Here is a 24,136-nt window from a genome sequence, read left to right as displayed (position 1 = left end):
CTCGGACGGACCCCGAGGCGCGGCCGGTCAGGCCGGGCCGACCAGGAACTTCTGGTCGTCCGCGCCGCTACAGGGCCGCACCAGCGCCGCGACGCCGGACCCGGCACCGCTGAGGGTGACGCACCGGGGGCGGTCGCCGTCGCCACCCGGACCGGTCAGCCGGAGCCGGTACACCGGTTGACCGGTGCCCGCCCGGCCGTCGACGGCCTCGACATGGAACAGCCCGGCCGCGGTGCAGTCGTCCCACGGCTCCAGCAGCCCCGCCACCGCCTCCTCGCGGAGCACCACCAGGCAGCCCGTGCCGTGGTCGCGATGGGTCCACTCGATGCGGTGGCGGTCGCGTCCCGCGGCGGTCAGATGGGTACGCGGCGGCACCGCCTGGGCACAGGGCCGCTGCACGGCGACCGTGCGGTACGCGTGCGCCCGCAGCACCCGGCCGTCGGTCAGGCACAGGTCGGGGGAGCGCAGCGGGCGGATGAGGACCTCGCCGGTCGGCAGCGGTGCGGCAGCAGCCGCCTCGGGCTGCCCGCTCCCGCCGTCCCCGGTCAGCAGCGGCACGCCCACGCCGAGCGCCAGCGCACCCAGCACCGCGGCCCCGGACCACACCATCCGCCTGCGGTATGGGCGGGCGCCTGCCGGGCGCGGCGCCGGGTCGCCCGGAGCGGGCCCGGCGGCCGCCTGCGGCGCCGGGCCGTCGCCCGGGGCGCCCCGGGCGATCCGCCGCCGCACGGCCAGCCACTCCGCGACCTCGCCCTCCGCGCAGCCGCACGCCCTGAGGAAGGCGGCGAGCAGCTCGGCCTTCGGCAGCGCCTGCCGGCGCAGCACGTCGGCGAGCGTGCTGCGGGCGAGCGGTTCCCCGCGCTCCGCGGCCCGCCGTTCCAGCTGACGATAGGTCAACCCCGAGTTTTCTTTGAGCCGTTGCATCAGCTCGACCAGTGCGGCCGGATCTCCCGCCGACCGCGGAGACAAACCGCCGGTTCCCCCCGTGCGCGTCATGCGCGCCATTGAACCGCCGTCCGGCGGCGACCACAACACCCCTTCCCGTCACCCCGGACGGCGGCCGGCCGGGGTCCGGACAGCGCCGGGTATCCGCCGTCCGACCTGCCCGGACAACCACGAGCCTGTCCGGGACGCCGTCTCCCCCTTGCCGGACACGGACAACCCCAGCAGTGTCGTTGCTGCCCCGGCCGGGCCGACCGAAAAGCCACCAACTACCCACACCACAACGGGAGATGCTCCGATGCGCATCCGTCACCGGATCGTTCCGCTCGCCGCCGTACTGACCCTCGCCGGCGGTATCGCCGCCTCCGAGGCCGCCCCCGCGCTGGCCGCCCACCCGGCGCCCGGGGCCGCGCAGGCCGCCGCGGCCGGCGGTACGTACCTGTACTTCAACAAGAACCAGAGCAACCCGAGCAACTCGGCGCTCTACCTGATGAAGAGCGTCCCGCACGCCCGGGACAAGGTCCTCGCCAAGTACCGCGCGGGCTCCGGCAACGGCGGCCGCAACGGCAAGAACGAGTGCGCCAGCGCGCAGGGCTGGCTGCCCAACGGCAGCTACCGGGTGGTGGGCCACACCAAGCACCACAACGGCGGGCCCCGGGGCGTCAACGGGTACGCGATCCAGCTCCAGGACAAGGTGTGCAAGAACGGCCGGACCAAGCGCACCGAGTTGTTCGTGCACAGCGAGATGAAGCCCAACGGCACCCAGGGCGCCCGGCAGCCCGGCCGGGACAACCCCTACCGCTGGGACGGTCCCAACGACTACTACTCGCTGGGCTGCATCAAGCTGACCCCGACGCACATCAAGAACCTTTTCGCCAAGGCCGGGCGCTACGGCTGGCCGACGAAGCTCAAGGTCGTCAGCTGACCCGAGCCGAAGGGGCGCACCCGGTCGACCGGGTGCGCCCCACCCGCACGGCGCGTACGTCACCGCGCGGGACGTTTCAGGACGGGCGGATCAGCTCTCGAAGCGGTCCCGCTCCTCGTGCAGCTCGTCCATCGGGTCCGGCGCGGTCCGACGACCCTGCTGCTGGCTGCGCTCGCGGTTCTGCTGGGCGCGCTCACGGGCCTGCTGGCCACGCTCGCGGGCCTCGTCGCGGCCGCGGCCGGCGGCCTGCTGCGCCTGGTCCTTGAGCTCGTTGGCCTTGTCCTGGAACTGGTCCTTGATGCCCATGCTGTTCACTCCTAGTGGGGTGTGGGGGGTTGGGCCTCGACCAGCGTGACACGCCCGGACATTGCTCGCATTTCGATCACGGATGGCTACCCTCCGTGAGGCGCGGGGTGGCGTCAACGGCCGGCGCGTGCCTTCTCGTCGGCCTCCCCGCCCGCGCCGACCAGGCCGATCCGCATCCCCTCCAACCGGTCGCCGAACCGCCGCACCTCGCGCTGCCCCACCGTCCCGATGAGCGCCGGCAGATACCCGCGCAACGACTGCATCCCGCGCAGCCACCACTGTCCGTAGACGTGCGGGGAGCGGCGCTCGATGCCCGCGACGATCCGGTCGACGGCGGGACCCAGCGGATAGGTCTTGTTCGCCGGCCAGGGCAGCCGGGCGCGCAGCTCGCGCATGATGTCGTCCCGGTCGGCGCCGCGCACCATGTCGGTGTCGGTCCAGCTGAGGTAGCCGACGCCGACCCGTACGCCCTTGTGCCCGACCTCGGCGCGCAGGCTGTGCGCGAACGCCTCGACGCCCGACTTGGACGCGCAGTACGCGGTCATCATCGGCGCCGGGGTGATCGCGGCGAGCGAGGCTATCTGGAGGAAGTAGCCTCGGGACGCCATGAGGACGGGCAGGAAGGCCCGCCCGGTGACCGCGCCGCCGATCAGATTGACCTCGATGACCCGCTTCCAGGCGACCGGATCGGAGTCGACGAACGGGCCTCCGGTCGCCACCCCGGCGTTGGCGACGACCACGTCGACCTTCCCGAAGCGGTCCTTGACCTCGCCCGCGACCCGGGCCATCGCCTCGTGGTCGGTGACGTCGGCGTGCCAGTGATGGGCCGGCCCGTGCAGGCCGGCGGCCACCTTCGCGAGTTCGTCCGGCTCCAGGCCGACCAGCGCCAGCGTCGCACCGCGCACCGAGAGCTTGCGGGCCAGCAGCGCACCGACCCCGCGCGCCGCCCCGGTGACGACGACCACCTGCCCTTGCAGGCTCCTGCTGCCACTCATGCCGTCTTCTCCTTCTTGTGCTGCTCGTCGCCCTTGTGCTGCTCGCCCCGGCGGGCCCGGGCATCGTCGTCAGGGGTCGCGCGGCCGTGGGCGGACCGTCCGCCGTCGACACCGGTCACCCGCAGATGGTCCTGGACAAGGGCGCGCAGCCGGCCGACGACCGCCTCCGGCTCCTCGATCGGCGTCATATGGCCGCGCCCCGGCAGCTCGGTCAGCCCCCGGCAGTCGGGGAGCACGGAGGCCATCCGTCGGGCGTGCACCAGCGGCGTCAGCCGGTCGGCGGTGCCCGCGATGACCGCGGTCGGCATCTCCAACCTGCCCACCCCGCCGATCAGTTCGAGGCTGTCCAGCACCCTGCCCCAGTGCGCCCGTACGCCCGTCGGGCAGGCGTGCACGATCCGGGCACAGGCCTCGACCTGCTCGGGGGTGGAACCGGCGCCCATCGTGGCGTACTTCAGCGCGCTCCTGGTGAGCGGCGAGACGGGGCCGAGCGGTGCGCGCGAGCGCAGCATCAGCCGGTGCGCGCGGCGCCGGGCGCCCGGGCTGCGGAAGGGGAACACCCGTGATTCGGCGGGGAGTTCGGAGGGGCCTGTGCTGCACAGCAGCACCGCGGCGGCCCGTGCGCGCAGCTGCGGCCGCTCGGCGGCGGCCATGATCGTCATGCCGCCCATGGAGTGGCCGCCCAGCACGGCGCGTTCACCGGGCTCAAGGGCCCCCTCCAGGACGGCGACCAGGTCGTCGGCGAGCGCATGGGTGCTGTGGCCGGCCGGCCGGACCGCCGGGCTGCGCCCGTGTCCCCGCTGGTCGTAGACGACCACCTTGTGATCGGCGGCCAGCTCGCGGACGACCGGGGCCCAGAAGGCGGTCGAGCAGGTCCAGCCGTGCGCCAGCACGACGGCCGGGGCGTCCTCGGCCCCGTGGATCTCGGTGTGGATCCGGGCGCCGTCGGCCGAGGTGACGGTCATCGTCCTGCGCGGTACCGGCGGCGCGTAGGGGCCCGTGGTGACATGGCCGGGACGGCGGGTCATGCGGCCACCTCCGCACGCGCGTCGGCGGACCTGCCGGCCGGTTCCTTCGGTGGCCGCACCACCTCGTACTCGGCGAGGTCGACCTGCCGCGTGGCCTTCCGGAACTCCGCGGTCGTCCCCGGCCAGGCGGTGGTGTTCCGCCCGTTGGCGTCCAGGTACCAGCTGTCGCAGCCGCCGGTGTTCCACACCGTCCGCTCCATCCGCCGCTGGACCGTCCGCGTCCACGCCTCCACGGCGGACTGCCGCGCGTCCAGGGCGATCTTGCCCCCCAGGGCGTCCAACTGCCGCAGGAAGTCCGCCATGTAGTTCAGCTGCGACTCGATCATCAGGATCATCGAGCTGTTCCCCAGTCCGGTGTTGGGCCCGATGATGGTCAGGAAGTTCGGGAAGCCCGCCGCGCTGGCTCCGCGCAGCGCCGCCATCCCGTCCTTCCACTCCTCCGCCAGCGTCGTCCCGTCGGCTCCGATGACGCGCTGTGCGATCGGCATGTCCGTGACGTGGAACCCGGTGCCGAAGACGATCGCGTCGACCTCGGCCTCGCTGCCGTCCGCCCCCACCAGGGTGCTGCCGCGCACCTCCTTCAGCCCGGCCGGGACGAGGTCCACGTTCGGTCGGGCCAGCGCCGGATAGTAGGTGTTGGAGAGCAGTATCCGCTTGCACCCGATGCGGTAGTCCGGCGTCAGCGCGGCCCGCATCCGGGGGTCCTTGACGGCCTTCCTGAGGTGGTTCTTCGCCAGGAGCTCGATCAACCCCAGCTCATTGGGGCGCTTGGTGAAGGCGCTGACCTGCATCTCCCTGATGCCCCACAGCAGACCCCGGCGCGCGACCCGGGTCGCCGGCACCTTGCTGTGCAGCCACTTCTCGACCGCGGTGATCCGGCGGTCGGCGCGCGGCAGCACCCACGGCGGGGTGCGCTGGAAGAGCGTGAGCCGCGCCACCTCCGGCTGGATGGCGGGCACGATCTGGATCGCCGAGGCACCCGTTCCGATCACCGCGACGCGCTTGCCGCGCAGCGCGTAGTCGTGGTCCCAGCGCGCCGAGTGGAAGACCTTCCCGGGAAACCGGTCGATCCCCGGCACGTCCGGGACCTTGGGGTCCGACAGCGGCCCGGTGGCCGACACCACCACGTCCGCGGTCAGCGCACCGCCCGTGGTGTCGATCTCCCAGTGCAGTGCGTCGCCGTCCCACCGCAGACCGCGCACCTCCGAGTTGAACCGGATGTGCGGGCGCAGCCCGAAGGTGTCCGTGACCCGCTCCAGGTAGGCGCGGATGTGCGGCTGGCCGGAGAAGTTCCGCGGCCACTCCGGATTCGGCGCGAACGAGAAGGAGTAGAGATGCGACGGCACATCGCATGCGCACCCCGGATAGCTGTTGTCCCGCCAGGTTCCGCCCACCGAGTCGGCCCGCTCCAGGACCACGAAGTCGGTGATCCCCTGACGGCGCAGCCGCACCGCCGCCCCCAGGCCACCGAAACCCGATCCGATCACCGCCACCCGCACATGTTGACGTTCGCGCTCGGCCATCCGCCGCCTCCCGAGTCCCACGCTCTCCCCTGCCCGTGCTGCCCACGGCGCACCGACAACCGTGGACCGGCCAACCGCGCCAGCAATCACTGGCACAGTTGAACACACAGGGAGAGTAGGGCAGCCACGTACCGAGCGGTAGGGGTCGGACGGCCGGAAGTTACCGCCGGTTGCACCGCGGATCGCCGTCCCGCCCCCGGCATAGGCTGACCCCGTGGCAGCGAACGAGACCTCCAGCGAGAACTCCACGGACGGGCCCGCGACCCCCGGGGACGGCCGGCGCCCCCCGCGCGAGTTCCGGATGGCCGAGCTGGCCGAGGAAGCCGGCATCACCGTCCGTACGCTGCGCTTCTACCGCGAACGCAAGCTCATTCCGCCGCCCCGCCGCGAGGGCCGGATCGCCTGGTACAACGAGCACCACCTGGCGCGCCTGCGCACCATCGGCGCCCTCCTGGAACGCGGCCACACCCTCGGCGGCATCGCCGAACTCCTCTCCGCCTTCGAAACGGGCCGCGACGTGGGCGAACTCCTCGGCCTGCACACGCCCTTGCTCCCGCCCTGGTCCGAGGAGACCCCGGTCCGCCTCACCCCGGAGCAACTCGCCGACCACTTCAGCCGGGACATCACCCCCGAGAACCTGACCACCTCGCTCGACATCGGCTATCTCGCCGTCGACGGCGACGAGTTCGTCCACATCAGCCGCCGCCTCCTGGACGCCTCCACCGACCTGGTCAACAACGGCATCCCGCTGGCCGCCGTCCTGGAGGCGGGCCGCAAGGTCCGCGCCCACGCCGACGCCCTCGCCGACATCTTCACCACGCTCATCCGCACCCACCTCTTCACCGACGCCCTCGACCCCACCGCCCCGACCACCCCCCGGGACCTGGACCGCATCGCCCGGACCGTCGAGCGGCTCCGCCCGCTCTCCAAGGGCGTGCTGGAAGCCGAACTCTCGATGGCCATGGACCGCCGGGTCCGCCGGGAACTGGAGGAATGGCTACGGGAGGGGCACGACGCGGAGCCGGTACCCGACGAGGAAGGGCCTACGACCGGATAGGCGCCGCGCCGCTACAGCTCGTACGCCACCGTCACCGGCGCATGGTCGCTCCACCGCTGGTCGTACGCCGCCGCCCGCTCCACGAACGCCTTCACCGCGCGTCGGGCCAGGCCGGGGGTGGCGAGGTGGTAGTCGATCCGCCAGCCCGCGTCGTTGTCGAAGGCGCGTCCCCGGTAGGACCACCAGGAGTACGGGCCCTCGGTGTCCGGGTGGAGGGAGCGGACGACGTCGACGTAGCCGCCGCGGTCCTCGCCGAGGACCTCGGTGAGCCAGGCGCGCTCCTCCGGGAGGAAGCCGGACTTCTTCTGGTTGGACTTCCAGTTCTTGAGGTCCGCCTCCTGGTGGGCGATGTTCCAGTCGCCGCAGACCACGACCTCGCGGCCGTCCGCCGCCGCGCGCGTGCGCAGGTCGATCAGGTACGGGAGGAACTCCGCCATGAAGCGTTCCTTCTCGTCCTGGCGCTCGGTGCCCACTTCGCCGGAGGGCAGGTAGAGGCTGGCGACGGTCACCCCGGGCAGGTCGGCCTCCACGTAGCGGCCGCTGCCGTCGAACTCCGACGAGCCGAAGCCGACCTGGACGCGGTCCGGCTCGCGGCGGGTGTAGAGCGAGACGCCGGCCCGGCCCTTGGCCGCGGCCGGGGCGTGCACGGTGTGCCAGCCGTCGGGCCGGCGCACCTCGTCCGGGAGCTGGGCGGTCTCGGCCCGTACCTCCTGAAGGCACAGCACGTCGGCCGCGGTCTCCGCCAGCCACGGGACGAAGCCCTTCTTGGCCGCGGCGCGCAGCCCGTTCACATTCACAGAGGTCACCGTGATCAAAACACTCGCCTAGCCCTTCCCGGCCTCTTGTTTGCCCTCAGGCCAGGGGTCAGGCTCCCATACCAGGTGTACGTGCACTGCGACGCCCTCGTTGTCACGGCTGAACACAACGCGGCGCGCACGTTGCTTGAGAAGATCGTTCTTCTCCTTCACGAGCAGGGTCGGCCATTCTTCCATGGTGCCGGCGATGAGAGATCTGTAGTCGGCGACGGTCGTGCAGTCGCAAGATCGGCCTTCCGGTCAGGGGCGGCACGTCGGCCGGATTCCGTGTCCGAACGCTGCGATCTGCTCGGCCTTGTCGGGTCCCGACGCCATCGTTTCCGGCTTCACGGCCACGTCAGGGGACTCGCGGACCCATGCGACAACCCTCACACCTTCGGCTCGAACAAGGCGGAAGGTTGTCCGAAATTGGGTCGTGCCAGTGATTGATCCTTTGTACCGTCAGAACGCTTCAGACCACTTCAGACCACTACTAATACGGGGGGATCTCCATGATTCGTCGTGCCTCACTGGCAGCCGCCGCGTGTGCGGCCGTCGGTTTCTCGCTTCTCACTGTTCCGGCTCACGCGGCCGGAGCAGAGGCGACGCCCACCCAGGCGTCGCAGAAGTTGGCGTCTGGGTCGGACCATGTCAAGTGCACCAGCTTGAGCAAGGGACAACTCTGCATCGTCATGAACAGCCGGCCCCAGTCCATCGATGTCATCTACACCAAAAAGGGTGGCTCGAACATCAAGGCGCAGCTCGGGTATCGCATGAGCGGTTCGTCGTCGTACGCCGGGCTGGAGACCATCAGCGACGGCGACCGGGCCACTAACACGTGGAAGATGAGCTGGCCCTGCAAGAGTGCCGTTGGCCTGATCAAGGTCCAGGGGCAAGGGACCTTCGAGACCCCGCCGGCGACGTTCCCGGGCTGCTGATAAGGCAGCACAGGACAACAAGGGGGAAGTGAGCTGAGGAGCAGGGCGGAGGATCGTCCTCGTACCGGGCGTACTCGGGCGGCTCCGACAACTCAGCGGGACACCGTGGCTGTCGTCGCGGCCCCGAGAGGATCGGCCGGACAGGGCTGGCACACGCCACCGACAGCACCACCCCAAGGGGCCCGCCAGGAGCGGGCCCCTTTCGCATGTCCGCACACGCCTGCCAGGAGCAGGCACCCACCGCACCAGGCGTGCACCCCATGAACGACACCTCGACGAGCAGCACACCGGCCGCCGCGCCGCAGGGCGCCCCGCTGACCGCGTGCCCGTACCCGCGCGCGTCGACGCTGCGTACCGCGTGGATTCGCGGCTATGCCGAGACGTGCCCTGTGTCCGCTCAGCCGGAGACGGCCGAATAGCCGCCTCTTTCGGATCATGCCCGCCACTGCCCCTTCTGGACGGGATAAAAGGGCGTCCCGTCATCACGGATCGGGGCGCCCTCTGTGTTCAGCCGACCGCGGCCGTCACCGTGGCGGCGAGATCAGTCAAGATGTCCACACCGACGTTGGTGTCGTACGTGACATTGGACGAGATGCCAGCAGGGCCCTGGACCTTGACGCCGGAGTCGGCGCTGGTCCCATTGACCGTATTTGATGCACCGATGTCGAGCAGACCTCCGACGCTGATGCCGGTGTTGGCCTTGGATTGGACCAGTGGCGAACCGGGGTCGGCCACCGCGGCAGGGCCTCCGAACAGGACGAACAGGCTTGCTGCGGCTGCGATGCCAGCCGCGTATCGAACGCGCACGGGATTCTCCCTCGGGTGGCGTGGTGTCGCGCCGATCCTTGCCGAGGTAACGGAGCATCACTCGAATGCTCGGCCTGAATACCTCAAACGAGCTAAGAGGCTCTGTAGGGAAGCGACTGCACACCCCACCGACAGCACCACCCCCACGGGACCCGACCGGCACCGCGCCGACGCCGCCCGCCCCGGCGCAGGGCGACGACACCGCCGCGACCATTGCCCGCCTCGAATCCGACCTCGCCGCCGCGCGCGCCGAGGCCGGAAAGCAGCGCGTTACCGCCGAGCAGAAGGTTGCCGACGAAGCCCGCACTCAGCTCGCCCAGCAGATCGGCCGCGCGCTCGGCCTGGTCCAGGACGACACCCCGCCGGGCCCGGCCTCGCTGACGCAGCAGCTCGCCGACGATCAGCAGCGCGCGCGACAGACGGCCGTCGAACTCGAAGGCTGTTCGGAATGCAGACCTGAGGTGATCGGATCGCCAGCTTCGGCGGACGCCAGGCGGTCAAGTACCTGTCTGATAGCACCTCTTGACGGGGCAGACTCCTCAGAGCGAGGTTCAAGCAACAAGTCGCGATGTGCTCGAAGCGGAAGAGGTAGCCATGTCACTACTGTTCTTCGGCAAGGACCCCGACACCGATGAAGATCACTGCCCCTCGGCCTGGGTGGACGAGAAGACCGCTGATCTCGTCCTTCAGGGTTGGAAGGGGGATGACATCACCCGGGCCGAGTGCCTTAAGTTCGGGTCCATCCCCGGCACCGAGGAAGTAATTCGCATCCCGGCCCGCATGGTGCCGCAGATCAGGAAGGCGTGCGATGCCGCAGAACGCGCAGCCTCGGGAGCAGGCTCCCCCGAGCTTCGCTGAGATCATCAAGGACACTGAGCGCTCGGCCGTTCACCTTGAGGCGCGTGACACCTACTTCGACAACGTGCGGTTCGACGCATGGCGCCAAGGCGCGCGAGTCAACTGGGACGATCGCGCCTCATGGTGGCGGCCGTTCCATGACCACATCACTGAGGCGGTAGCCCGTGGAGTACTGATCCGCCGGCTTCGCGTCGTGAGTGAGCCGGTATCGGAGTACATCCGCTGGGAGCACCACGTCACGCGCGGCAATGTGGAAGCAGGCGAGGCGGTTCGCTGGCTTCCCCGGCGTCGCGCCACGGACCTTGCCGTGCCTGGGAACGACTTCTGGCTGTTCGATAGCCGGCTGGCCAGGATTCACCACTTCGGCGGCGATGGCGCCCTCGTGGAAGACGAGTTCAGCACAGAGCCAACCGTGATCAAGTTCCTGGCCGAGTCCTTCGAGACTTTGTGGGAACACGGCATCCCACATGAGGCGTACCGGATCTGATCATCCACGCACCACGTCAGTCGGCCCATGGCTTCGTCTCCGTCCTCCAGCGCCCAAGCCGCTCGCGAGTCTGTATCTGCGCGGCTCAAGGAACTGCGGCTCGACGCTGGCCTGACAACGCAGGGGCTGGCTGACCGGTGTGGATGGCATAAGGCGAAGACCTCGCGCATTGAGAATACGAAGACGACACCCTCAGACACGGACATCACGGCGTGGTGCCGGGCCTGTGATTCGGAGGATCAAGCCCAAGACCTGATTTCGGCGTCGCGCTCCGCTGATTCCATGTATGTCGAGTGGCGCCGTATGCAGCGCACCGGCCTGCGACGCCTCCAAGAAGCAAGCGTTCCGCTCTACGAACGCACCAAGCTTTTCCGGGTCTACTGCTCACGCGTCATGCCCGGCCTGCTCCAGACCGAGGGCTACGCGAAAGCCCTGCTCGCCGAGATCGCCGACTTCCGCTGCCTGCCCGACGACTCCGCACGTGCGGCAGCCGCCCGTGTCGATCGCTCGAACATCATCCGAGATGGTCATCATCGCGTTGTTTTCCTCGTCGAAGAAGATGCCCTCCATCACCGCGTCGCAGATGACACCGTGATGGCCGGTCAACTTGGCTACCTGCTTACTGCCATGTCGTATCCGGCGGTCTCTCTGGGGATCATTCCGAGGTCTGCGCGCCGAGCCATGTGGGGCACGGAGACGTTCACGATGTTCGACGACCAGCGGGTACACATCGAGTTGCTAGCAGCCAAGGTGACCGTGACAACCCCAAGCGAAGTTGCCTTGTATCTACGGGCATTCGCGCGCATGGGCCAGATGGCGGTGTACGGCGCACATGCAAGAGCACGGATCAGCGCAGCAATCGACTCCCTTGGATAGTTCGCCTGCAACAGCCTGCAACGACGTGGACCCCGGGCTGCCGCTGTTCCTAGCGTTGTCGTCATCGAGACGACGCGCGAGGCGAACGGCGGAGGGGTCATGACTAGCCCGATTCGGTACAGCCAACCGCCTATTGAACTGCCTTTGGATGACTGGCTGTTGGCGGGAGAACCGGTACCGGACTGCAAGGTATGCACTGCGCTGGACGTCAAGCGGAGCCGGGCACAGAAGCGGGACGAGTGGGCGTCTGCGTGCGCTGCTGCGCGGGGAATCCGCAACCACGACCGTGGGCACGCTGAGGCGTCATGAGGGCCCAGGAGCTGGATAGGCCGAACCTCGACCGCGCCGAGGCCTGGTGGGCGCAACTCGGCGGCACCCTGGATCAGCGCTCGAACGTGGTGGTTCTACCGCAGGGAGCGAAGGTCCCACCGTGTCCGTTTCCGTGCCTGGACTGCCGATCCAAGGGGCGTCAGTGAATGCTCTGCCCCCACAGACACACCATGACTGAAGAACAGGCCGGCATGTGGGTCTGCCACATCTGCCCGGCGATAGTCGGAGCCTGAAGACTCCCGCCCCGGCGGCGGAAACCCTGGACAGGTGAGCGCCGGGACGGGTGACCAACCGCAGAGGAAGCCCTCTGCGGCCTATGGGTCATGCCCTCGACGGTACGGCGGCATGGCCCCTTGCGAAAGAGGAGGTTGGTAGATGAGTGCCTTAGCCGTCGAGACGTACGAGACGCGCACGCCCGACACGGAAGGCTGGCGCGGAGTCCCGTTCCGGCACCCCGCCGACATGGAGGCGGAAGGCGGCAAGCACGACGGTGGGCCCATGCCCCCGGAGGCACCCCGCGATCCTCAGCCGCAGGGCGGGGACGGTAAGTAATCCCCACGCCGGCAATGATCGTTCCGGCAGTAGGGACAAGCCGCTACTCGTAACGGTGCGCAGTTACACGGCCCGCCAGCCTCACGCTGGCGGGCCCTCATGGCTTTGGGGGCCTATGTCTCTCACGCCTGCTCTGTAGCTTCGCCTGCATGGGTTCAGCAACGAAAGTGCCCCGACCGTGCACGGTGACAATCAGGCCGCGCTCGCGCAGCACTTCTGCCGCCCGGCGCATCGTGACGTAGGAAGTGCCGTATTCGGCGGCTAGGTCCCGTTCGGACGGCAGTCGCGCGCCGGGCTTGAGGTCACCCGCAGCGATGCGCGCTGCGACGTGGTCAGCCACGGCGACATAGAGCACCTGTGGCGGCTGCGGGGCGAAGTCCGGTACCTGCATAAGCCCAAGTAAGAACACGACGTGGGCCCGACCACCATTCACGGCGTACACGTCCGCCCCGACAGCCGCACGCTACGCGTGGCGGTCACAGCATGACCGCCTCCTGCCTGCTCTGTAAGCGCGAAACGGTCGCTCCCGTGGCAGTGGCGTACGTCGAGCGGGTAAGCGGCCCCGGAGTGACGGTGTACGCCTGCCCCGACTGCGCGCCCCACTTCCGCCCCGGCCCCCTTCCCTCCGAGGTTCCCCCGCCCGCGCGCGGCTGACTCGCCACCGACACCCCGCCCCGCCCGGACACTACGTGCCTGATCACGTAAAGAGTGTTTACCCACGTTGACCGAGGTCACGGTGAGCATCCGGGCGCCATACCCAGCCCGGCGAACTGATCGCTTTCCCGTCTCGTCACACCCGCCGCCCGCGCCCCCGTACGCTTCATGGAATGGAGAACCGTCCCACCGAGATACGCCCCGACGGGGTGCGTGCCACCGAGACACGCCCGGCCGAGATACGCCCGGTCCGTTACGACCACCCCGACGCGGTCAGGCTCGACGGGCTGGTCCAGCAGGAGTACGTCCGCCGCTACGGCGACGGCGACATGACGCCGCTGGATCCGGAGATGTTCGCGCCGCCGCACGGTGCGTATCTGATCGCCTACGAGGGCGGACGGCCGCTGGCCACCGGTGGCTGGCGGGTCCAGGAGGACGCCGCCAAGGGCTACGCGGTCGGGGACGCCGAGATCAAGCGGATGTTCGTGCTGCCGGAGGCCCGGGGGCGGGGGCTGGCGCGGCGGATCCTGGCGGCGCTGGAGGCCGACGCCCGGACCGCCGGGCGCTCCCGGATGGTGCTGGAGACCGGCACCAGGCAGCCGGAGGCCCTGGAGCTGTACGCGTCCAGTGGCTATGTGCTGGTGGAGAAGTTCGGTCTGTACCGGATGCACGAGGAGAGCCGCTGCATGGCGAAGCCCTTGGCGGGCGCGACCGGCTGAGCGGGCGGGCCCGGCCTTCCACCGTTGTTGACAGGCTTCCGGGCCGCTCTCCATACTCATTCCACTAATGAACTAGCTAAAGGGGGGATCCGGGTGAGCGACCCGAGCCCGTGGGCCGTCGAGGCCGAAGGACTGGGGAAGAGATACCGCCGCGGCTGGGCACTGCGGGACTGCTCCTTCCGGCTCCCCGCCGGCCACGTCTGCGCACTGGTCGGCCCGAACGGTGCGGGCAAGAGCACCTTCCTGGGCACCGCGACCCGGCTGGTGCAGCCGACCACCGGCACCCTCAGGCTGTTCGGCACACCGGTCACCGACCCCGCCGTCCTGGAGCGGGTCGCCTTCCTCGCCCAGGACAAGCCGCTCTACCCGCGCTTCACGGTCGCCGAGACCCTGCGGCTGGGCCGCGAGCTGAACCCGCGCTGGGACCAGGCGCTGGCCGAGCGGATCGTACGGTCCGGGAACGTGCCGATGACCGCCCGGATCGGCACCCTCTCCGGCGGCCAGCGCACCCGTGTCGCCTTCGCCCTCGCCTTCGGCAAGCGGCCCGAGCTGCTGCTGCTCGACGAGCCGATGTCCGACCTCGACCCGCTCGCCCGGCACGAGCTGTCCGGGCTGCTGATGGCCGAGGCCGCCGAGCACGGCACGACCGTGCTGATGTCGTCCCACATGCTCTCCGAGATGGAGGAGATGTGTGACTACCTCGTCGTGCTCGCCGAGGGGCGGCTGCGGATGGCGGGCCCGACCGAGGAGCTGGTGCCCGCGCACACGCTGGTGACCGGCGTGGCCGACGGCGACGGCGTGCCCGAGGAGCTGCACCGGCAGCACACGGTGGTCGAATCCCGGGTCACCGGGCGGCAGTTCAGCGCCCTGATCCGGCCCGGCGGCCCGCTCTCCGACGCCTGGGAGGCCCTGGCGCCGAGCATGGAAGAGGTCCTGTTGGCCTATCTGCGCTCGCCCGAGGCTCCCACCCTGATCGCGGACGAGGCCCGGATCGACGACGGAGCCGCCCCGAAGGCGGCGGCATGAGCGGGACCGGTACCGCCGATGAGGCCGATGTGACGACGACCGCGGCGGACCCGGCGGGCAGCGGGCCCGCATCCACCGGCAGCCGGACCCCCGCCCCCCGCCGCGCCCTCCTGCGCGGTCTGCCCTGGCTGGTCTGGCACCGGCACCGCGCCTTCCTGCGCACAGGTCTGCTGCTCACCGTCGCGGGCTGTGCGCTCTTCGCCTACGAGCGCATCGGCCTGATGGACTTCCTGCACGCCAAGGGCACCGATCCGGGCAACGAGCAGCTGGGCAACGATTTCCAGAACACCTTCGGCCCGATGTTCAGCCGCGACGTCAGCGTCCTGAACTACCTGCCCGCCCTCATCGGCATCTTCCTCGGCGCACCGCTGATCGCCGGCGAGCAGGAGCACGGCACGATCAAGCTGGTCACCACGCAATCGGTGAGTCGCAGCCGCTGGATCGCCGCCACGCTCGGCCTGCCGCTGGCCCTCGCCGCGCTGTGCACCGCCCTGCTGTCGGCCGCCTTCACCTGGCTGTGGTCACCGGCCCACGACCTGGCCATGGGCGGCGACTGGTTGACCGGCGGCGCGTTCGAAGCCACCGGCCCGATGCCGGTCGCCAAGACCCTCTTCCTGACCTCCTGCGGCATCGCCATCGGCATGCTGATCAAGCGGGTGGTGCCGGCGATGGCGGCCACCGCCGTCCTCGCCGCGGTCGTCGGCATGATCTGGTCCGAGAAGGTGCGCACCCGGCTGGGCACCATGCGCAGCACCAGCTATCCGTACGACGGCGACGGTCCCCGTCTGCCCCGCGGCTCCGTACGGATCGACGACTGGGTGTCCACCGCCGACGGCAGGCTCTACGGCTTCGGCACCTGCGTCAACGACCGGGCCCCCGACGCCTGCCGGGCCAAGCTCGGCATCGTCAACCGGGTGACCCAGTACTTCGACTACGGACAGCTGCCCGGAATGCAGTGGCTCGGCGCCGGGATCCTGCTGGCGCTGACCGTCGTGGTGCTGGTGTTCGTCGTGTGGCGGGCCCAGAGGCGGCCGCTCTGAACGGCCGAGCGCGGCGCCCTCCGGGCGGCGCTTTGACACCCGGCACGGGCGGCCCGATCATCGAGCGGTCGGGCCGCCCGGCCCCGCCGGCACGACCCACGGTGCACGGGCCGGCACAGGCGGAAGCAGCAGAGAGGTGGTGAGCGCCGTCGAATTCCGGATCGACCGTCGCAGTGGCGTCGCCACCTACCTCCAGATCGTCCAACAGGTCCAGCAGGCGCTGCGGTTGGGCATCCTCGTGGAGGGCGACCGGCTGCCGACCGCCGCGCAGGTCGCCGCGACGACCAAGGTCAACCCCAACACGACCCTGAAGGCCTACCGCGAGCTGGAGCGCGAGGGCCTGGTCGAACCGCGCCCCGGCCTCGGCACGTTCGTCAGCCGGACCCTCGCCCGCCCCGAGTCCGCCGCGGACGCCCTGCTCCGCGAGGAACTCCGCTCCTGGATGGAGCGCGCCCGAGCCGAGGGGCTGGACCGCGAGGACGTCCGGGCGCTGGTGAACTCGGTGCTGGAGGAGCGGTACGGGGAGGGGTGACCCCGGCCCCGACCCCCGGCCCCGGCCCCGACCCCGCCCCGGGACGCGGGCCGTGCGCGCGGCCGCCGGCCCGGTCCGCGCCGCCGGGCCCGTCCACACCGCCGACCCCGTCCGCACGCACCACCGGGCCCGTCCGTACCACCGGTCCGCCCGCACCACCGGTCCGCCCGCCCGCCGGCCCCGCCGCCCGGCCCGGCCCGGGGCCCGCTTGACCCTCACGTAACGTCAGGCCGCACCCTGATCGTCGTACGGAGGCACGCTCCGTACACCGGTGGCGCGCGGCGCACGGGAACCGGCGGAACCGGGCCCCGGCCGCCCACCGGGCACGACGACGGGACGAAGGGCACGGCGATGGGCTACTCGGTCGGGCAGGTCTCCGGCTTCGCGGGGATCACGGTGCGCACCCTGCACCACTACGACAAGGCCGGCCTGCTCTGCCCCAGCGACCGCAGCCCCGCCGGCTACCGCCTCTACAGCGACGCCGACCTGACCCGGTTGCAGCAGATCCTCTTCTACCGGGAACTCGGCTTCCCGCTCGACGAGATCGCCACCATCCTGGCGGACCCCCAGGCCAACGCACTCGACCACCTCCGCGCCCGGCGCCGCCTGCTCACCGATCAGATCACCAAGCTGCAACGGCTGGTGGAGGTCGCCGAGCGGGCCATGGAGGTCCAGCAGACCGGGGTGGAGCTGACGCCCGAGGAGCGGTTCGAGGTCTTCGGCGAGGTCACCTTCGACCTCACCTACGCCACCCAGGCCCATCTGAAGTGGCAGCACCACGAGGGCCACCAGCGCTCGATGGCGCGGGCCGCCGCGCACTCCAAGGAGGACTGGGCCACGCTCATGGCCGAGGCGGCCGACTGGCGCCGCCGGCTGCTCGCCGCCTACGACGCCGAGGAGCCGGCGGACGGGGAGCGCGTCATGGACCTCGCCGAGGAGCACCGGCAGCACATCGGCCGCTGGTTCACCCCGTGCCCCACCGACATGCACGGCCGGATCGCCGACGACTTCGCCGCCGACCCGCGCGCCTTCGCCCTGGTCGTCCCGCCCACCGAACAGCGCCCCGGCCTCGCCCCGTACCTGCGCACGGCCGTGCACGCCAACGCCGTACGGCAGGCGGACGGACCGGACCGAGAGAGTGACACGCCATGACGAAGATCCTGATCACCGCCGCCGGCTCGTACGGCGACGTCGCCCCGTACACCGGCGTCGGCGCCCGCCTCCGGGACGCCGGCCACGAGGTCGCGCTCGCCACCCACGACGCCTACGCCCCCCTCGTCCGCGCCGCCGGCCTGGAGTTCCGCCGGCTGCCGGCCGACCCGCGCGCCCACCGCCCCGGCCCCGCCGGCCCCACCGCGCCGACCCGGAACGCCGCCCCGGCCGGCAGGCGCGACCTCATGCGCCGGGCCGCCGCCTTCGTCAAGGAGCTGGGCGGTGGGATGGCCGACGCCGTCCAGTCCGGCACCGGCACCGAACTCCTCCTGCTCTCCACCACCACCGCCCCGCTCGGCCGGCACCTCGCCGAGGCGATGGACGTCCCCGCCCTGGAGCTGCCCCTGGTACCCGGCGCCCCGACCGGCGAGTTCGCCCCCGTCGTCGGCGGCACCCGGTCCCTCGGCCACTGGGGCAACCGCGCCGTCGGCCGCCTCTCGCTCCGCGTCGTCGACCGCCTGTACCGGGACGCGGGCCGCGAACTGCGCACCCGCCTCGGCCTGCCGCCCGCCACGCCCGGTACGGTCCGCCGCCGCGCCGAGGCGGCCGGCCGGCCGGTGCTGCACGGCTTCAGCGAGGTCCTGGTGCCCCGCCCCAAGGACTGGCCGGGCGCCCTGACCGTCGTCGGGAACTGGTGGCCCTGGCGCGCCCCCGACGCCCAACTGCCCTCCGCCGTACGGGACTTCCTCACCGCCGGCCCACCCCCGGTCTACGTCGGCTTCGGCAGCATGGCGGGCGGCGAGGGCGAGCGCCTGGGCGCCCTGGCGGTACGCGCCCTGCGCCGCGCCAAGGTCCGCGGCATCCTCCAGTCCGGCTGGGCCGGCCTCGCCACGAGCCCCACGGACGACGTCCTCACCGTCGGGGAGGTCCCGCACGCCCTGCTCTTCCCCCACATGGCGGCCGTGGTGCACCACTGCGGCGCCGGCACCGCCGCGGCGGGGCTGCGCGCCGGCGTCCCGACCGTCCCCGTACCGGTCGCCGCCGACCAGCCCTTCTGGGCCGCCCGGCTGGCCGCCCGGGGTGTCGCCACCGCCCCGATCCCCTTCGCGGACCTCTCCGCGGACCGCGGCGTCGACCGTCTGGCCCACGCCCTCGGCCTGGCCACCGGCGCCCCCGACCGCCGCAACCACGCCGCCGCGGCCGCCCGGCGCCTCGCCGCCGAGGACGGCGCCGGAGCGGTCGTCACGGCGGTCGACCGCCTCGCGCGGTGACCCACCGCACCGGACGGCCCGGGCCACTCGCCCCGGGCCGTCTCCCCCGGCCGACGGGCCCCACCACCTGATCGGCGGCCCGCCACCCCATCCCGAGATGCGGCCACCCGCCACAGGGCGTGGGCTCGCAACTATGACCACGTTCCGCTCACACACCCCGCTCCCCCGAAGGCTGCTGCGCACCCTCACATCGGCGGCGGCCCTGGCCCCGGCCATCGCCCTGACGGCGTCTCAGGCGGCCGCGACCGCCCCCGCCGACTCCTGGACCCGCCCGCTGCACTCCTGGACCCACTACCGCATCAGTGCGCCCTACGGCGTCCGCGGCAACTGGATGGCCGGCCACCACACCGGAATCGACTTCGCCGTCCGCACCGGAACCTGGGTCAGATCCGTGGGCTCCGGCACCGTCGTGCTCGCCAGGCGCTCGGGCTCCTACGGAAACGCCGTCACCATCCGGATGCGCGACGGCCACTACACCCTCTTCGGCCACCTCTCCCGCATCACCGTCCGTCCCGGCCAGAAGGTCCACGCCCGCACCCGCATCGGCTACACCGGCGACACCGGCCGCTCCACCGGCCCCCACCTCCACTTCGAGGTCCGCGCCGCCCGCTCCTACGGCACGGACATCAACCCCCTGTCCTACCTGGCCGACCACGGGGTACAGCTGCCGCTCCGCACCCCCGACGACTAGACGGCCAAAGGCCCCCGCGTCCGCCGGCGACACCCCCACCACCCCGGGCCGACCGGCCGGTCCGGGGCGCCCTTCCCCGCCCGCACGCCCACTGCGTAGGGTGCGTGACGTCGGAGCACGGATCATGGAGGGGCTGGCATGCAGCGCGCACGCCGCCGGCGGGCCCAGGGGCGGCAGCGGTGAGCACGGGGGCGGAGCCGTCGCGCTCCTCGCCGGCCGCGCACCTGCCGGGCCTCCCGGCGCGGTGGCGGACGGTCGGCTATCGGCGGACCGTGCTGGGCGTGATCCACAACGTCACCTCCGCGACGCGCCTGCTCGACCTGCTGTCGGTGTTCGACGGAGACCCCCGCGTCCAGGTCTTCTTCACGTCGACCGGCTCCTCCCCCTTCGCCGAGGGAATCGAGGAGTTCGCGGCCGCCCGTGGATTCCGCCTGATGCCCTGGCACGAGGCGCGCGGGACGACGTTCGACCTGGCGATCAGCACCAGCCGCGGCGGTGACCTCCAGGAACTCTCCGCACCGCTCATCGGTGCCCCGCACGGCGCCGGCTACAATAAGAAGCTCAGCCGGGAGCCGGGAGCCGGGAGCCGGGAGCCGGGAGCCGGGAGCCGGGAGCCGGGAGCCGGGAGCCGGGAGCCGGGAGCCGGGAGCCGGGAGCCTTCGGCCTGACGGCGGAGTGGCTCGTCCACGACGGCGAGTTGATCCCCTCCGCGATCGTCCTCTCCCACGACGAACAGCTCGAACGGCTGCGCCGCGGCTGCCCGGAGGCCGTCCCCGCCGCGCAGGTGGTCGGCGACCCCTGCATCGACCAACTGCACGCGTCCGCCCCGTTCCGTGACGCATACCGCGAAGCCCTGGGCGTGGCCGCCGGGCAGAAGCTGATACTGCTCACCACGACCTGGGGCGCGCAGTCCCTGCTCGGCCGTTCCGTCGACACGATCCGCCGCACGCTCGCGGAGCTCCCGCAGGACGGCTACCGCGTCATCGCCGCCGTCCATCCGAACGTCTGGTACGGCCACGGCGGCTGGCAGCTCCACTCCTGGCTCAAACCCTTCCTCCGGGCCGGCCTGCTGCTCCCGCCGCCGGCGGGCGACACCTGGAAGGCCGCCATCTGCGCGGCCGACGCCTTCGTCGGAGACCACGGCTCGCTGACCCTCTACGCCGCGGCACACGGCATACCCGGTCTCCTCGCGTCCTTCGACGACAGCTGCGTGGCCCCCGATTCGGCCATGGACCGGCTCGGCCGGCTGCTGCCCCGCCTGTCCCCCGCGCCCCTCCGCCCGCAGATCGAGGACGTCCTGCGCCGGCACCGCACCGATGACCGCACGGCCGACGCGGCCGCCCTGGCCGACGCGGCCGCCCTGGCCGACGCGGCCGCCCTGGTGACCTCCCGGCCCGGGCAGGCGCTCGCCCGCCTGCGCCGGCTCTGCTACGCGTACCTCAAGCTCACCGAGCCGCCAGCCCCGGCCGTCCCGCACCCCGTGCTCGTACCGGAGCGGCCCGCGCCGCCACCGCGCCTCCCCGGTCAGCCCCTCTTCGTCGACGCCCGGGTCGACACGGGCCAACACGGTCACCCCACCGTGACCCTCCGCCGCTATCCGGCCGACCTCCAGGCCGGCCCGGACACGCACCTCGGCGACCACCCCCACCTCGTCGCCGAGGAGGGCGAACCCGATCCCCGCTGGCGGAGTGCGGCCGACATCCTCGTGGCCCACCGGGCCCGGCCCCAGGAGCTGTTCGGCAGCCATCCGGGCTGCGACCTGGTCGCCGTGCGCAGCGCCCACGACACCGCGACCGTGCGCCTGTTCCTGCGTGACGGCACCGAGTTCACCGCCCACTGCCCCGACGCGTCCCCAGAGGCCGAGCCCGCCGTGGCCGCCTCCGTCCTGCACGCCTGCCTCAGCCACGACGCGGACGCCGGGAACGCCGGGAACGCCAGGGATACCGGGGACGCCGGGAACGCCGGGAACGCCGGGGACATCGACGTCACGGTCCGCTTCGGTGGCCGTACGGCACGCCTGTCGCTACGCCGTACCGGACAGCCGACCGCGCGCCTCCTCGGCCCGGACGCTGCCGATCTCCCGGTACGTGGCCAGGGCTGACTCCCAGTCGGCCGCGGCCCGTTCCCCCTCTCCCCGCGCGGCCCGCACGTCGCCCCGTACGAGCAGCACATCGGCCCGCTCCTTCGGGGCGCCGCGCCCCTCGAACAGGGCCAGCGCCTCGTCCAGCGGTGCCAGCGCCTCATCGGGCCGGTCGGCGGCCAGGCGGGCCTGGGCGTAGCGGGTGAGGCTGCGCGCCTCGTTGTAGCGGTCGGGCCGGGACAGCGCGGCGAACTGCCGCCGCGCGGACCGGAGCCGCCGCGCCGCCTCCTCGTGACGCCCGGCGGCGCTCGCGGCCCAGCCCTGGTGGTACTCCAGCAGCGCCCGCCCCCGCGGATGGTCGATGTCGTCGAGCTCCCGGAGAGCCGCGCCGAACAGCTCCAGCGCTTCTGCGGGACGGCCCTGGCGCGCGGCGATCTGCCCGAGGCCTTCCAGGGCCGAGGAGGCGGTCCGCCCGTGGGACACCGACCGGGCCGCCTCCAGCGCCCGCTCGTAGTACCCGCGGGCCGCCGCCAGGTCCTCCGCCGCCCCGCGGTCGACGTGCGCGAACGCCGCCTCGTAGTACGTACGCGCCCGCTCCAGCGGCGACAGCGGCGCGGTGACGTCCTCCGCGGCCTCGACGGCGTGCCGGCACACCTCCAGCCAGAGCGCGTGGTGCTTGCGGCGGAAGAAGAAGCCGTGCGTCGCTTCGGCGAGCCGGCAGACGGCCTCCGGGCGGTTCGTCCTGAGGGCCAGCTCCGCAACGGCGGCGAGGTTCTCCCGATCGGCCTCCATCGCGTCGAGGGCCTGCTCCTCATCGTCGAAGACTCCGGTGAGCAGCTCCGGACGCGCGAACAGCGGGCCGTGCCGCCAACGCCCGGAAACCAGCAGGTCGGTGGCGGCGGACCGGCGCAGGTACCAGTCGACGAGCAGGTCCACCGCGCCGTCGACGGCGTCCGCCCGCGCCCGTTCGGCGGCGTACTCGTGCACCAGCCGGTTCATCCGGCAGCGGTCCTCCGCCGCACGCTCCAGCAGGTTCCCCTCCAGCAGCGTCCGCCGGACCCGGAGCCCGGTCGCACCACCACCGGCCACCTCCTCCACCAGGGCGTCGGCGAACTCCCGGGTGGGGTGCGCCCCGAGCACCCTGAAGGCCCGCTGCGCAGCGGCGTCCAGCGCCTGGTACGAGGGCGCGAAGACATCGCCCATCTCCAGCACCTCCACGAGTGAGGATCGGGCGGCGAGTTGGCGGGCGAGCCCCCGGACCCCTCCGTACAGCGGGTCCGCGGCCAGCGCACCGGCCACCCGCGCGGCGATCGGCAGCCCCGCCAGCGCCGGGATCACCACCCGCAACGCCTCGTCGTCCACCGGCTGTTGCCGTTCCGACGCGGACACCCCGAGGAACAGCTCGGTGCAGTCCTCGTCCTCCAGCACCTTCAACTCCCGGATCTCCGGCTGGTACGCGCCCGCCGCACGCAGCTTGACCAGCTGGTTCCGGCTGGTGACCAGCACCATGCTGGCCGGGTGCCCGGGCAGCAGCGATCCGACCTGCCCCGCGGTGACCACGCCGTCCAGCACCACCAGAGAGGGCTCGGCCTCGGTGAGCAGCCGGAAGTGCGCGGCGAGCGCGCCGAGTTCCGCGGGCATCTCGGACCGCGGAGTGCCCAGCGCGCCGATGAAGGTCTCAAGGACGCTCGCCGCGTCGACCGGCCTGAGGCTCTCCCGCGGACTCATCTCCGCGTAGAACACCCCACCGGGGAAGTCCTCCCGCCGACCGTGCGCCCAGTGCACCACCAGCCCGGTCTTCCCCACTCCCGCCGGCCCGACCACCGCGGTGACCAGCGGCGACCTCCGCCCACCCAGCCCGGCGACCAGCTCGTCGAACGCCCCGCACTCGTCCGTGCGGTCGACGAACACCTCGGGCGCCCACGGCAGCATGAACGGCCTGCGCGGCGCCCGCACCGCCCCGTGCCCGTGCCCGTGGAAGTGCTGTGTCAACGAGACCTGCTGGGCCTGCACCACCGTCTCGGCCCGCCCGCCCGTGATGCTGTTGCCGACCGACTCCACGCCGCCGTCCCCTCCTCGTGATGACGCCCCCGCAGTCTGTCACTCGGGGCACCACCGCCACGTGGAATCCCGCCACCGCGCCCACCGTCAACCCCCGTTGTCCCACAGCGGCCGGAGCGCAGCGGCGATCCCCGACAGCACCGCGAGCACACCGCCGACCGTCGCCAGCGCGGTCGTCCCGTTCGGGCACAGCTCCCTGACCAGCCGCCCCCAACGCGCCCGAGTGGCGAGCATCCTGACCTTCTGCCACTTGTGCTGACTCAGGTGGCAGCCCATCAGCGCCCCCTTGCTGCTGTTCCGGCACGCCCCGCCCCACCCCGAGGCGCCGCACCACGCCGGTGCGCGGAAGAAGAAGTAGACCGCGCTCAGCACGGAGAGCACCACGAGCGCCCCCGCCCCCAGCCCGGACGTCAGCCACCCCACGATCACTACGGCGAAGACCACCCAACCCCAGTTCCTGGCCATTCCCCTCATGGCCCGCGAACCTACTCA

27 protein-coding genes are annotated in these 24,136 nt (G+C 71.9%); 17 read left to right on the top strand and 10 right to left on the bottom strand.

The annotated features are described in order from the left end of the window. Positions 1 to 27: 27 nt before the first annotated feature. Entirely contained in the window at positions 28 to 897 is an 870-nt protein-coding gene (locus AB0C96_RS24250) for an XRE family transcriptional regulator (protein ID WP_362919811.1), read from the bottom strand. Positions 898 to 1,240: 343 nt separating this feature from the next. Here AB0C96_RS24250 and AB0C96_RS24245 point away from each other — a divergent pair, with 343 nt between their 5' ends. Next, positions 1,241 to 1,867, top strand: a complete 627-nt coding sequence (locus tag AB0C96_RS24245) for a hypothetical protein (RefSeq protein ID WP_362919810.1) — start codon at positions 1,241 to 1,243, stop codon at positions 1,865 to 1,867. Positions 1,868 to 1,957: 90 nt separating this feature from the next. Here the strand turns inward: AB0C96_RS24245 and AB0C96_RS24240 are convergent, their stop codons facing one another. The 4 genes from AB0C96_RS24240 to AB0C96_RS24225 all read right to left on the bottom strand — a co-directional run bounded on the left by AB0C96_RS24240 (position 1,958) and on the right by AB0C96_RS24225 (position 5,719). Then, positions 1,958 to 2,173: a hypothetical protein gene (locus AB0C96_RS24240; RefSeq protein ID WP_362919809.1), complete on the bottom strand. Its 216-nt coding sequence runs from the start codon at positions 2,171 to 2,173 to the stop codon at positions 1,958 to 1,960. A 113-nt stretch (positions 2,174 to 2,286) separates the two neighbouring features. Continuing rightward, the gene (locus AB0C96_RS24235) at positions 2,287 to 3,168 is read right to left on the bottom strand and encodes an SDR family oxidoreductase (protein WP_362919808.1); all 882 of its coding nucleotides are present in this window, start codon (positions 3,166 to 3,168) and stop codon (positions 2,287 to 2,289) included. Continuing rightward, positions 3,165 to 4,196 (bottom strand): alpha/beta hydrolase, encoded by a 1,032-nt coding sequence (locus tag AB0C96_RS24230; protein WP_362919807.1) that lies wholly within the window; start codon positions 4,194 to 4,196, stop codon positions 3,165 to 3,167. The genes AB0C96_RS24235 and AB0C96_RS24230 overlap by 4 nt, the downstream gene beginning before the upstream one ends. Next, positions 4,193 to 5,719, bottom strand: a complete 1,527-nt coding sequence (locus tag AB0C96_RS24225) for an NAD(P)/FAD-dependent oxidoreductase (protein WP_362919806.1) — start codon at positions 5,717 to 5,719, stop codon at positions 4,193 to 4,195. The genes AB0C96_RS24230 and AB0C96_RS24225 overlap by 4 nt, the downstream gene beginning before the upstream one ends. 214 nt (positions 5,720 to 5,933) lie before the next feature. On the opposite strand from AB0C96_RS24225, the gene AB0C96_RS24220 reads away from it, so the two are divergent. Then, positions 5,934 to 6,776, top strand: a complete 843-nt coding sequence (locus tag AB0C96_RS24220; protein WP_362919805.1) for a MerR family transcriptional regulator — start codon at positions 5,934 to 5,936, stop codon at positions 6,774 to 6,776. 11 nt (positions 6,777 to 6,787) lie between these two features. Here AB0C96_RS24220 and AB0C96_RS24215 read toward each other — a convergent pair whose 3' ends face one another. Then, positions 6,788 to 7,591: an exodeoxyribonuclease III gene (locus tag AB0C96_RS24215; protein WP_362919804.1), complete on the bottom strand. Its 804-nt coding sequence runs from the start codon at positions 7,589 to 7,591 to the stop codon at positions 6,788 to 6,790. A gap of 491 nt (positions 7,592 to 8,082) precedes the next feature. On the opposite strand from AB0C96_RS24215, the gene AB0C96_RS24210 reads away from it, so the two are divergent. Beyond that, positions 8,083 to 8,508: a hypothetical protein gene (locus AB0C96_RS24210; RefSeq protein ID WP_362919803.1), complete on the top strand. Its 426-nt coding sequence runs from the start codon at positions 8,083 to 8,085 to the stop codon at positions 8,506 to 8,508. A 206-nt stretch (positions 8,509 to 8,714) separates the two neighbouring features. Further along, on the top strand, positions 8,715 to 8,927 hold the full coding sequence (locus AB0C96_RS24205) for an Rmf/CrpP fold protein (protein WP_362919802.1): 213 nt from the start codon (positions 8,715 to 8,717) through the stop codon (positions 8,925 to 8,927). Between the two features lie 88 nt (positions 8,928 to 9,015). On the opposite strand, the gene AB0C96_RS24200 is transcribed toward AB0C96_RS24205, so the two are convergent. Next, positions 9,016 to 9,315 carry a hypothetical protein gene (locus AB0C96_RS24200; RefSeq protein WP_362919801.1) on the bottom strand — a complete coding sequence of 100 codons (300 nt, stop codon included), beginning with the start codon at positions 9,313 to 9,315 and terminating at the stop codon, positions 9,016 to 9,018. A 594-nt stretch (positions 9,316 to 9,909) separates the two neighbouring features. Between AB0C96_RS24200 and AB0C96_RS24195 the strand changes: the two genes are divergently transcribed. From AB0C96_RS24195 to AB0C96_RS24180, 4 genes are all read left to right on the top strand, one after another. Continuing rightward, complete coding sequence (locus AB0C96_RS24195; RefSeq protein ID WP_362919800.1) at positions 9,910 to 10,173, top strand: hypothetical protein; 264 nt, start codon at positions 9,910 to 9,912, stop codon at positions 10,171 to 10,173. Continuing rightward, positions 10,124 to 10,660: a DUF6879 family protein gene (locus AB0C96_RS24190; protein WP_362919799.1), complete on the top strand. Its 537-nt coding sequence runs from the start codon at positions 10,124 to 10,126 to the stop codon at positions 10,658 to 10,660. The genes AB0C96_RS24195 and AB0C96_RS24190 overlap by 50 nt, the downstream gene beginning before the upstream one ends. Positions 10,661 to 10,687: 27 nt before the next feature. Beyond that, on the top strand, positions 10,688 to 11,536 hold the full coding sequence (locus AB0C96_RS24185; protein WP_362919798.1) for a helix-turn-helix transcriptional regulator: 849 nt from the start codon (positions 10,688 to 10,690) through the stop codon (positions 11,534 to 11,536). Between the two features lie 705 nt (positions 11,537 to 12,241). Next, positions 12,242 to 12,418: a hypothetical protein gene (locus tag AB0C96_RS24180; protein WP_362919797.1), complete on the top strand. Its 177-nt coding sequence runs from the start codon at positions 12,242 to 12,244 to the stop codon at positions 12,416 to 12,418. 97 nt (positions 12,419 to 12,515) lie between these two features. Here the strand turns inward: AB0C96_RS24180 and AB0C96_RS24175 are convergent, their stop codons facing one another. Then, positions 12,516 to 12,809, bottom strand: a complete 294-nt coding sequence (locus AB0C96_RS24175; RefSeq protein WP_362919796.1) for a winged helix-turn-helix domain-containing protein — start codon at positions 12,807 to 12,809, stop codon at positions 12,516 to 12,518. Positions 12,810 to 13,245: 436 nt separating this feature from the next. Here AB0C96_RS24175 and AB0C96_RS24170 point away from each other — a divergent pair, with 436 nt between their 5' ends. The 9 genes from AB0C96_RS24170 (at position 13,246) to AB0C96_RS24130 (ending at position 21,604) form a co-directional block, all read left to right on the top strand. Further along, entirely contained in the window at positions 13,246 to 13,791 is a 546-nt protein-coding gene (locus tag AB0C96_RS24170) for a GNAT family N-acetyltransferase (protein WP_362919795.1), read from the top strand. A gap of 93 nt (positions 13,792 to 13,884) precedes the next feature. Further along, on the top strand, positions 13,885 to 14,817 hold the full coding sequence (locus AB0C96_RS24165) for an ABC transporter ATP-binding protein (RefSeq protein WP_362919794.1): 933 nt from the start codon (positions 13,885 to 13,887) through the stop codon (positions 14,815 to 14,817). Then, positions 14,814 to 15,857, top strand: coding sequence for an ABC transporter permease (locus tag AB0C96_RS24160; RefSeq protein WP_362919793.1), 1,044 nt, complete (start codon positions 14,814 to 14,816; stop codon positions 15,855 to 15,857). The genes AB0C96_RS24165 and AB0C96_RS24160 overlap by 4 nt, the downstream gene beginning before the upstream one ends. Positions 15,858 to 15,993: 136 nt before the next feature. After that, entirely contained in the window at positions 15,994 to 16,389 is a 396-nt protein-coding gene (locus AB0C96_RS24155; protein ID WP_362919792.1) for a GntR family transcriptional regulator, read from the top strand. 351 nt (positions 16,390 to 16,740) lie between these two features. Next, complete coding sequence (locus tag AB0C96_RS24150; protein ID WP_362919791.1) at positions 16,741 to 17,541, top strand: MerR family transcriptional regulator; 801 nt, start codon at positions 16,741 to 16,743, stop codon at positions 17,539 to 17,541. Then, positions 17,538 to 18,812 (top strand): glycosyltransferase, encoded by a 1,275-nt coding sequence (locus AB0C96_RS24145; RefSeq protein WP_362919790.1) that lies wholly within the window; start codon positions 17,538 to 17,540, stop codon positions 18,810 to 18,812. Before AB0C96_RS24150 ends, AB0C96_RS24145 begins: the two co-directional genes overlap by 4 nt. Positions 18,813 to 18,945: 133 nt before the next feature. Then, a complete protein-coding gene (locus AB0C96_RS24140) occupies positions 18,946 to 19,503 on the top strand; it encodes a M23 family metallopeptidase (RefSeq protein ID WP_362919789.1) in 558 nt (185 codons plus the stop codon). A 179-nt stretch (positions 19,504 to 19,682) separates the two neighbouring features. Beyond that, positions 19,683 to 20,171: a hypothetical protein gene (locus AB0C96_RS24135; protein WP_362919788.1), complete on the top strand. Its 489-nt coding sequence runs from the start codon at positions 19,683 to 19,685 to the stop codon at positions 20,169 to 20,171. 29 nt (positions 20,172 to 20,200) lie between these two features. Next, entirely contained in the window at positions 20,201 to 21,604 is a 1,404-nt protein-coding gene (locus AB0C96_RS24130; protein ID WP_362919787.1) for a hypothetical protein, read from the top strand. Here AB0C96_RS24130 and AB0C96_RS24125 read toward each other — a convergent pair. Both AB0C96_RS24125 and AB0C96_RS24120 read right to left on the bottom strand, forming a co-directional pair. Continuing rightward, positions 21,527 to 23,644: an NB-ARC domain-containing protein gene (locus AB0C96_RS24125; RefSeq protein ID WP_362919786.1), complete on the bottom strand. Its 2,118-nt coding sequence runs from the start codon at positions 23,642 to 23,644 to the stop codon at positions 21,527 to 21,529. The two genes, AB0C96_RS24130 and AB0C96_RS24125, sit on opposite strands and share 78 nt — an antisense overlap. Before the next feature lie 87 nt (positions 23,645 to 23,731). After that, on the bottom strand, positions 23,732 to 24,109 hold the full coding sequence (locus tag AB0C96_RS24120) for a hypothetical protein (protein WP_362919785.1): 378 nt from the start codon (positions 24,107 to 24,109) through the stop codon (positions 23,732 to 23,734). Positions 24,110 to 24,136 lie beyond the last annotated feature (27 nt).

Source organism: Streptomyces sp. NPDC048506, from assembly GCF_040651315.1.
In the GTDB taxonomy this organism is placed as follows: Bacteria; Actinomycetota; Actinomycetes; order Streptomycetales; family Streptomycetaceae; genus Streptomyces.
The sequence above is the reverse complement of the archived record's forward strand: the minus strand, read 5'-3'. Positions and strand labels throughout refer to the sequence as shown.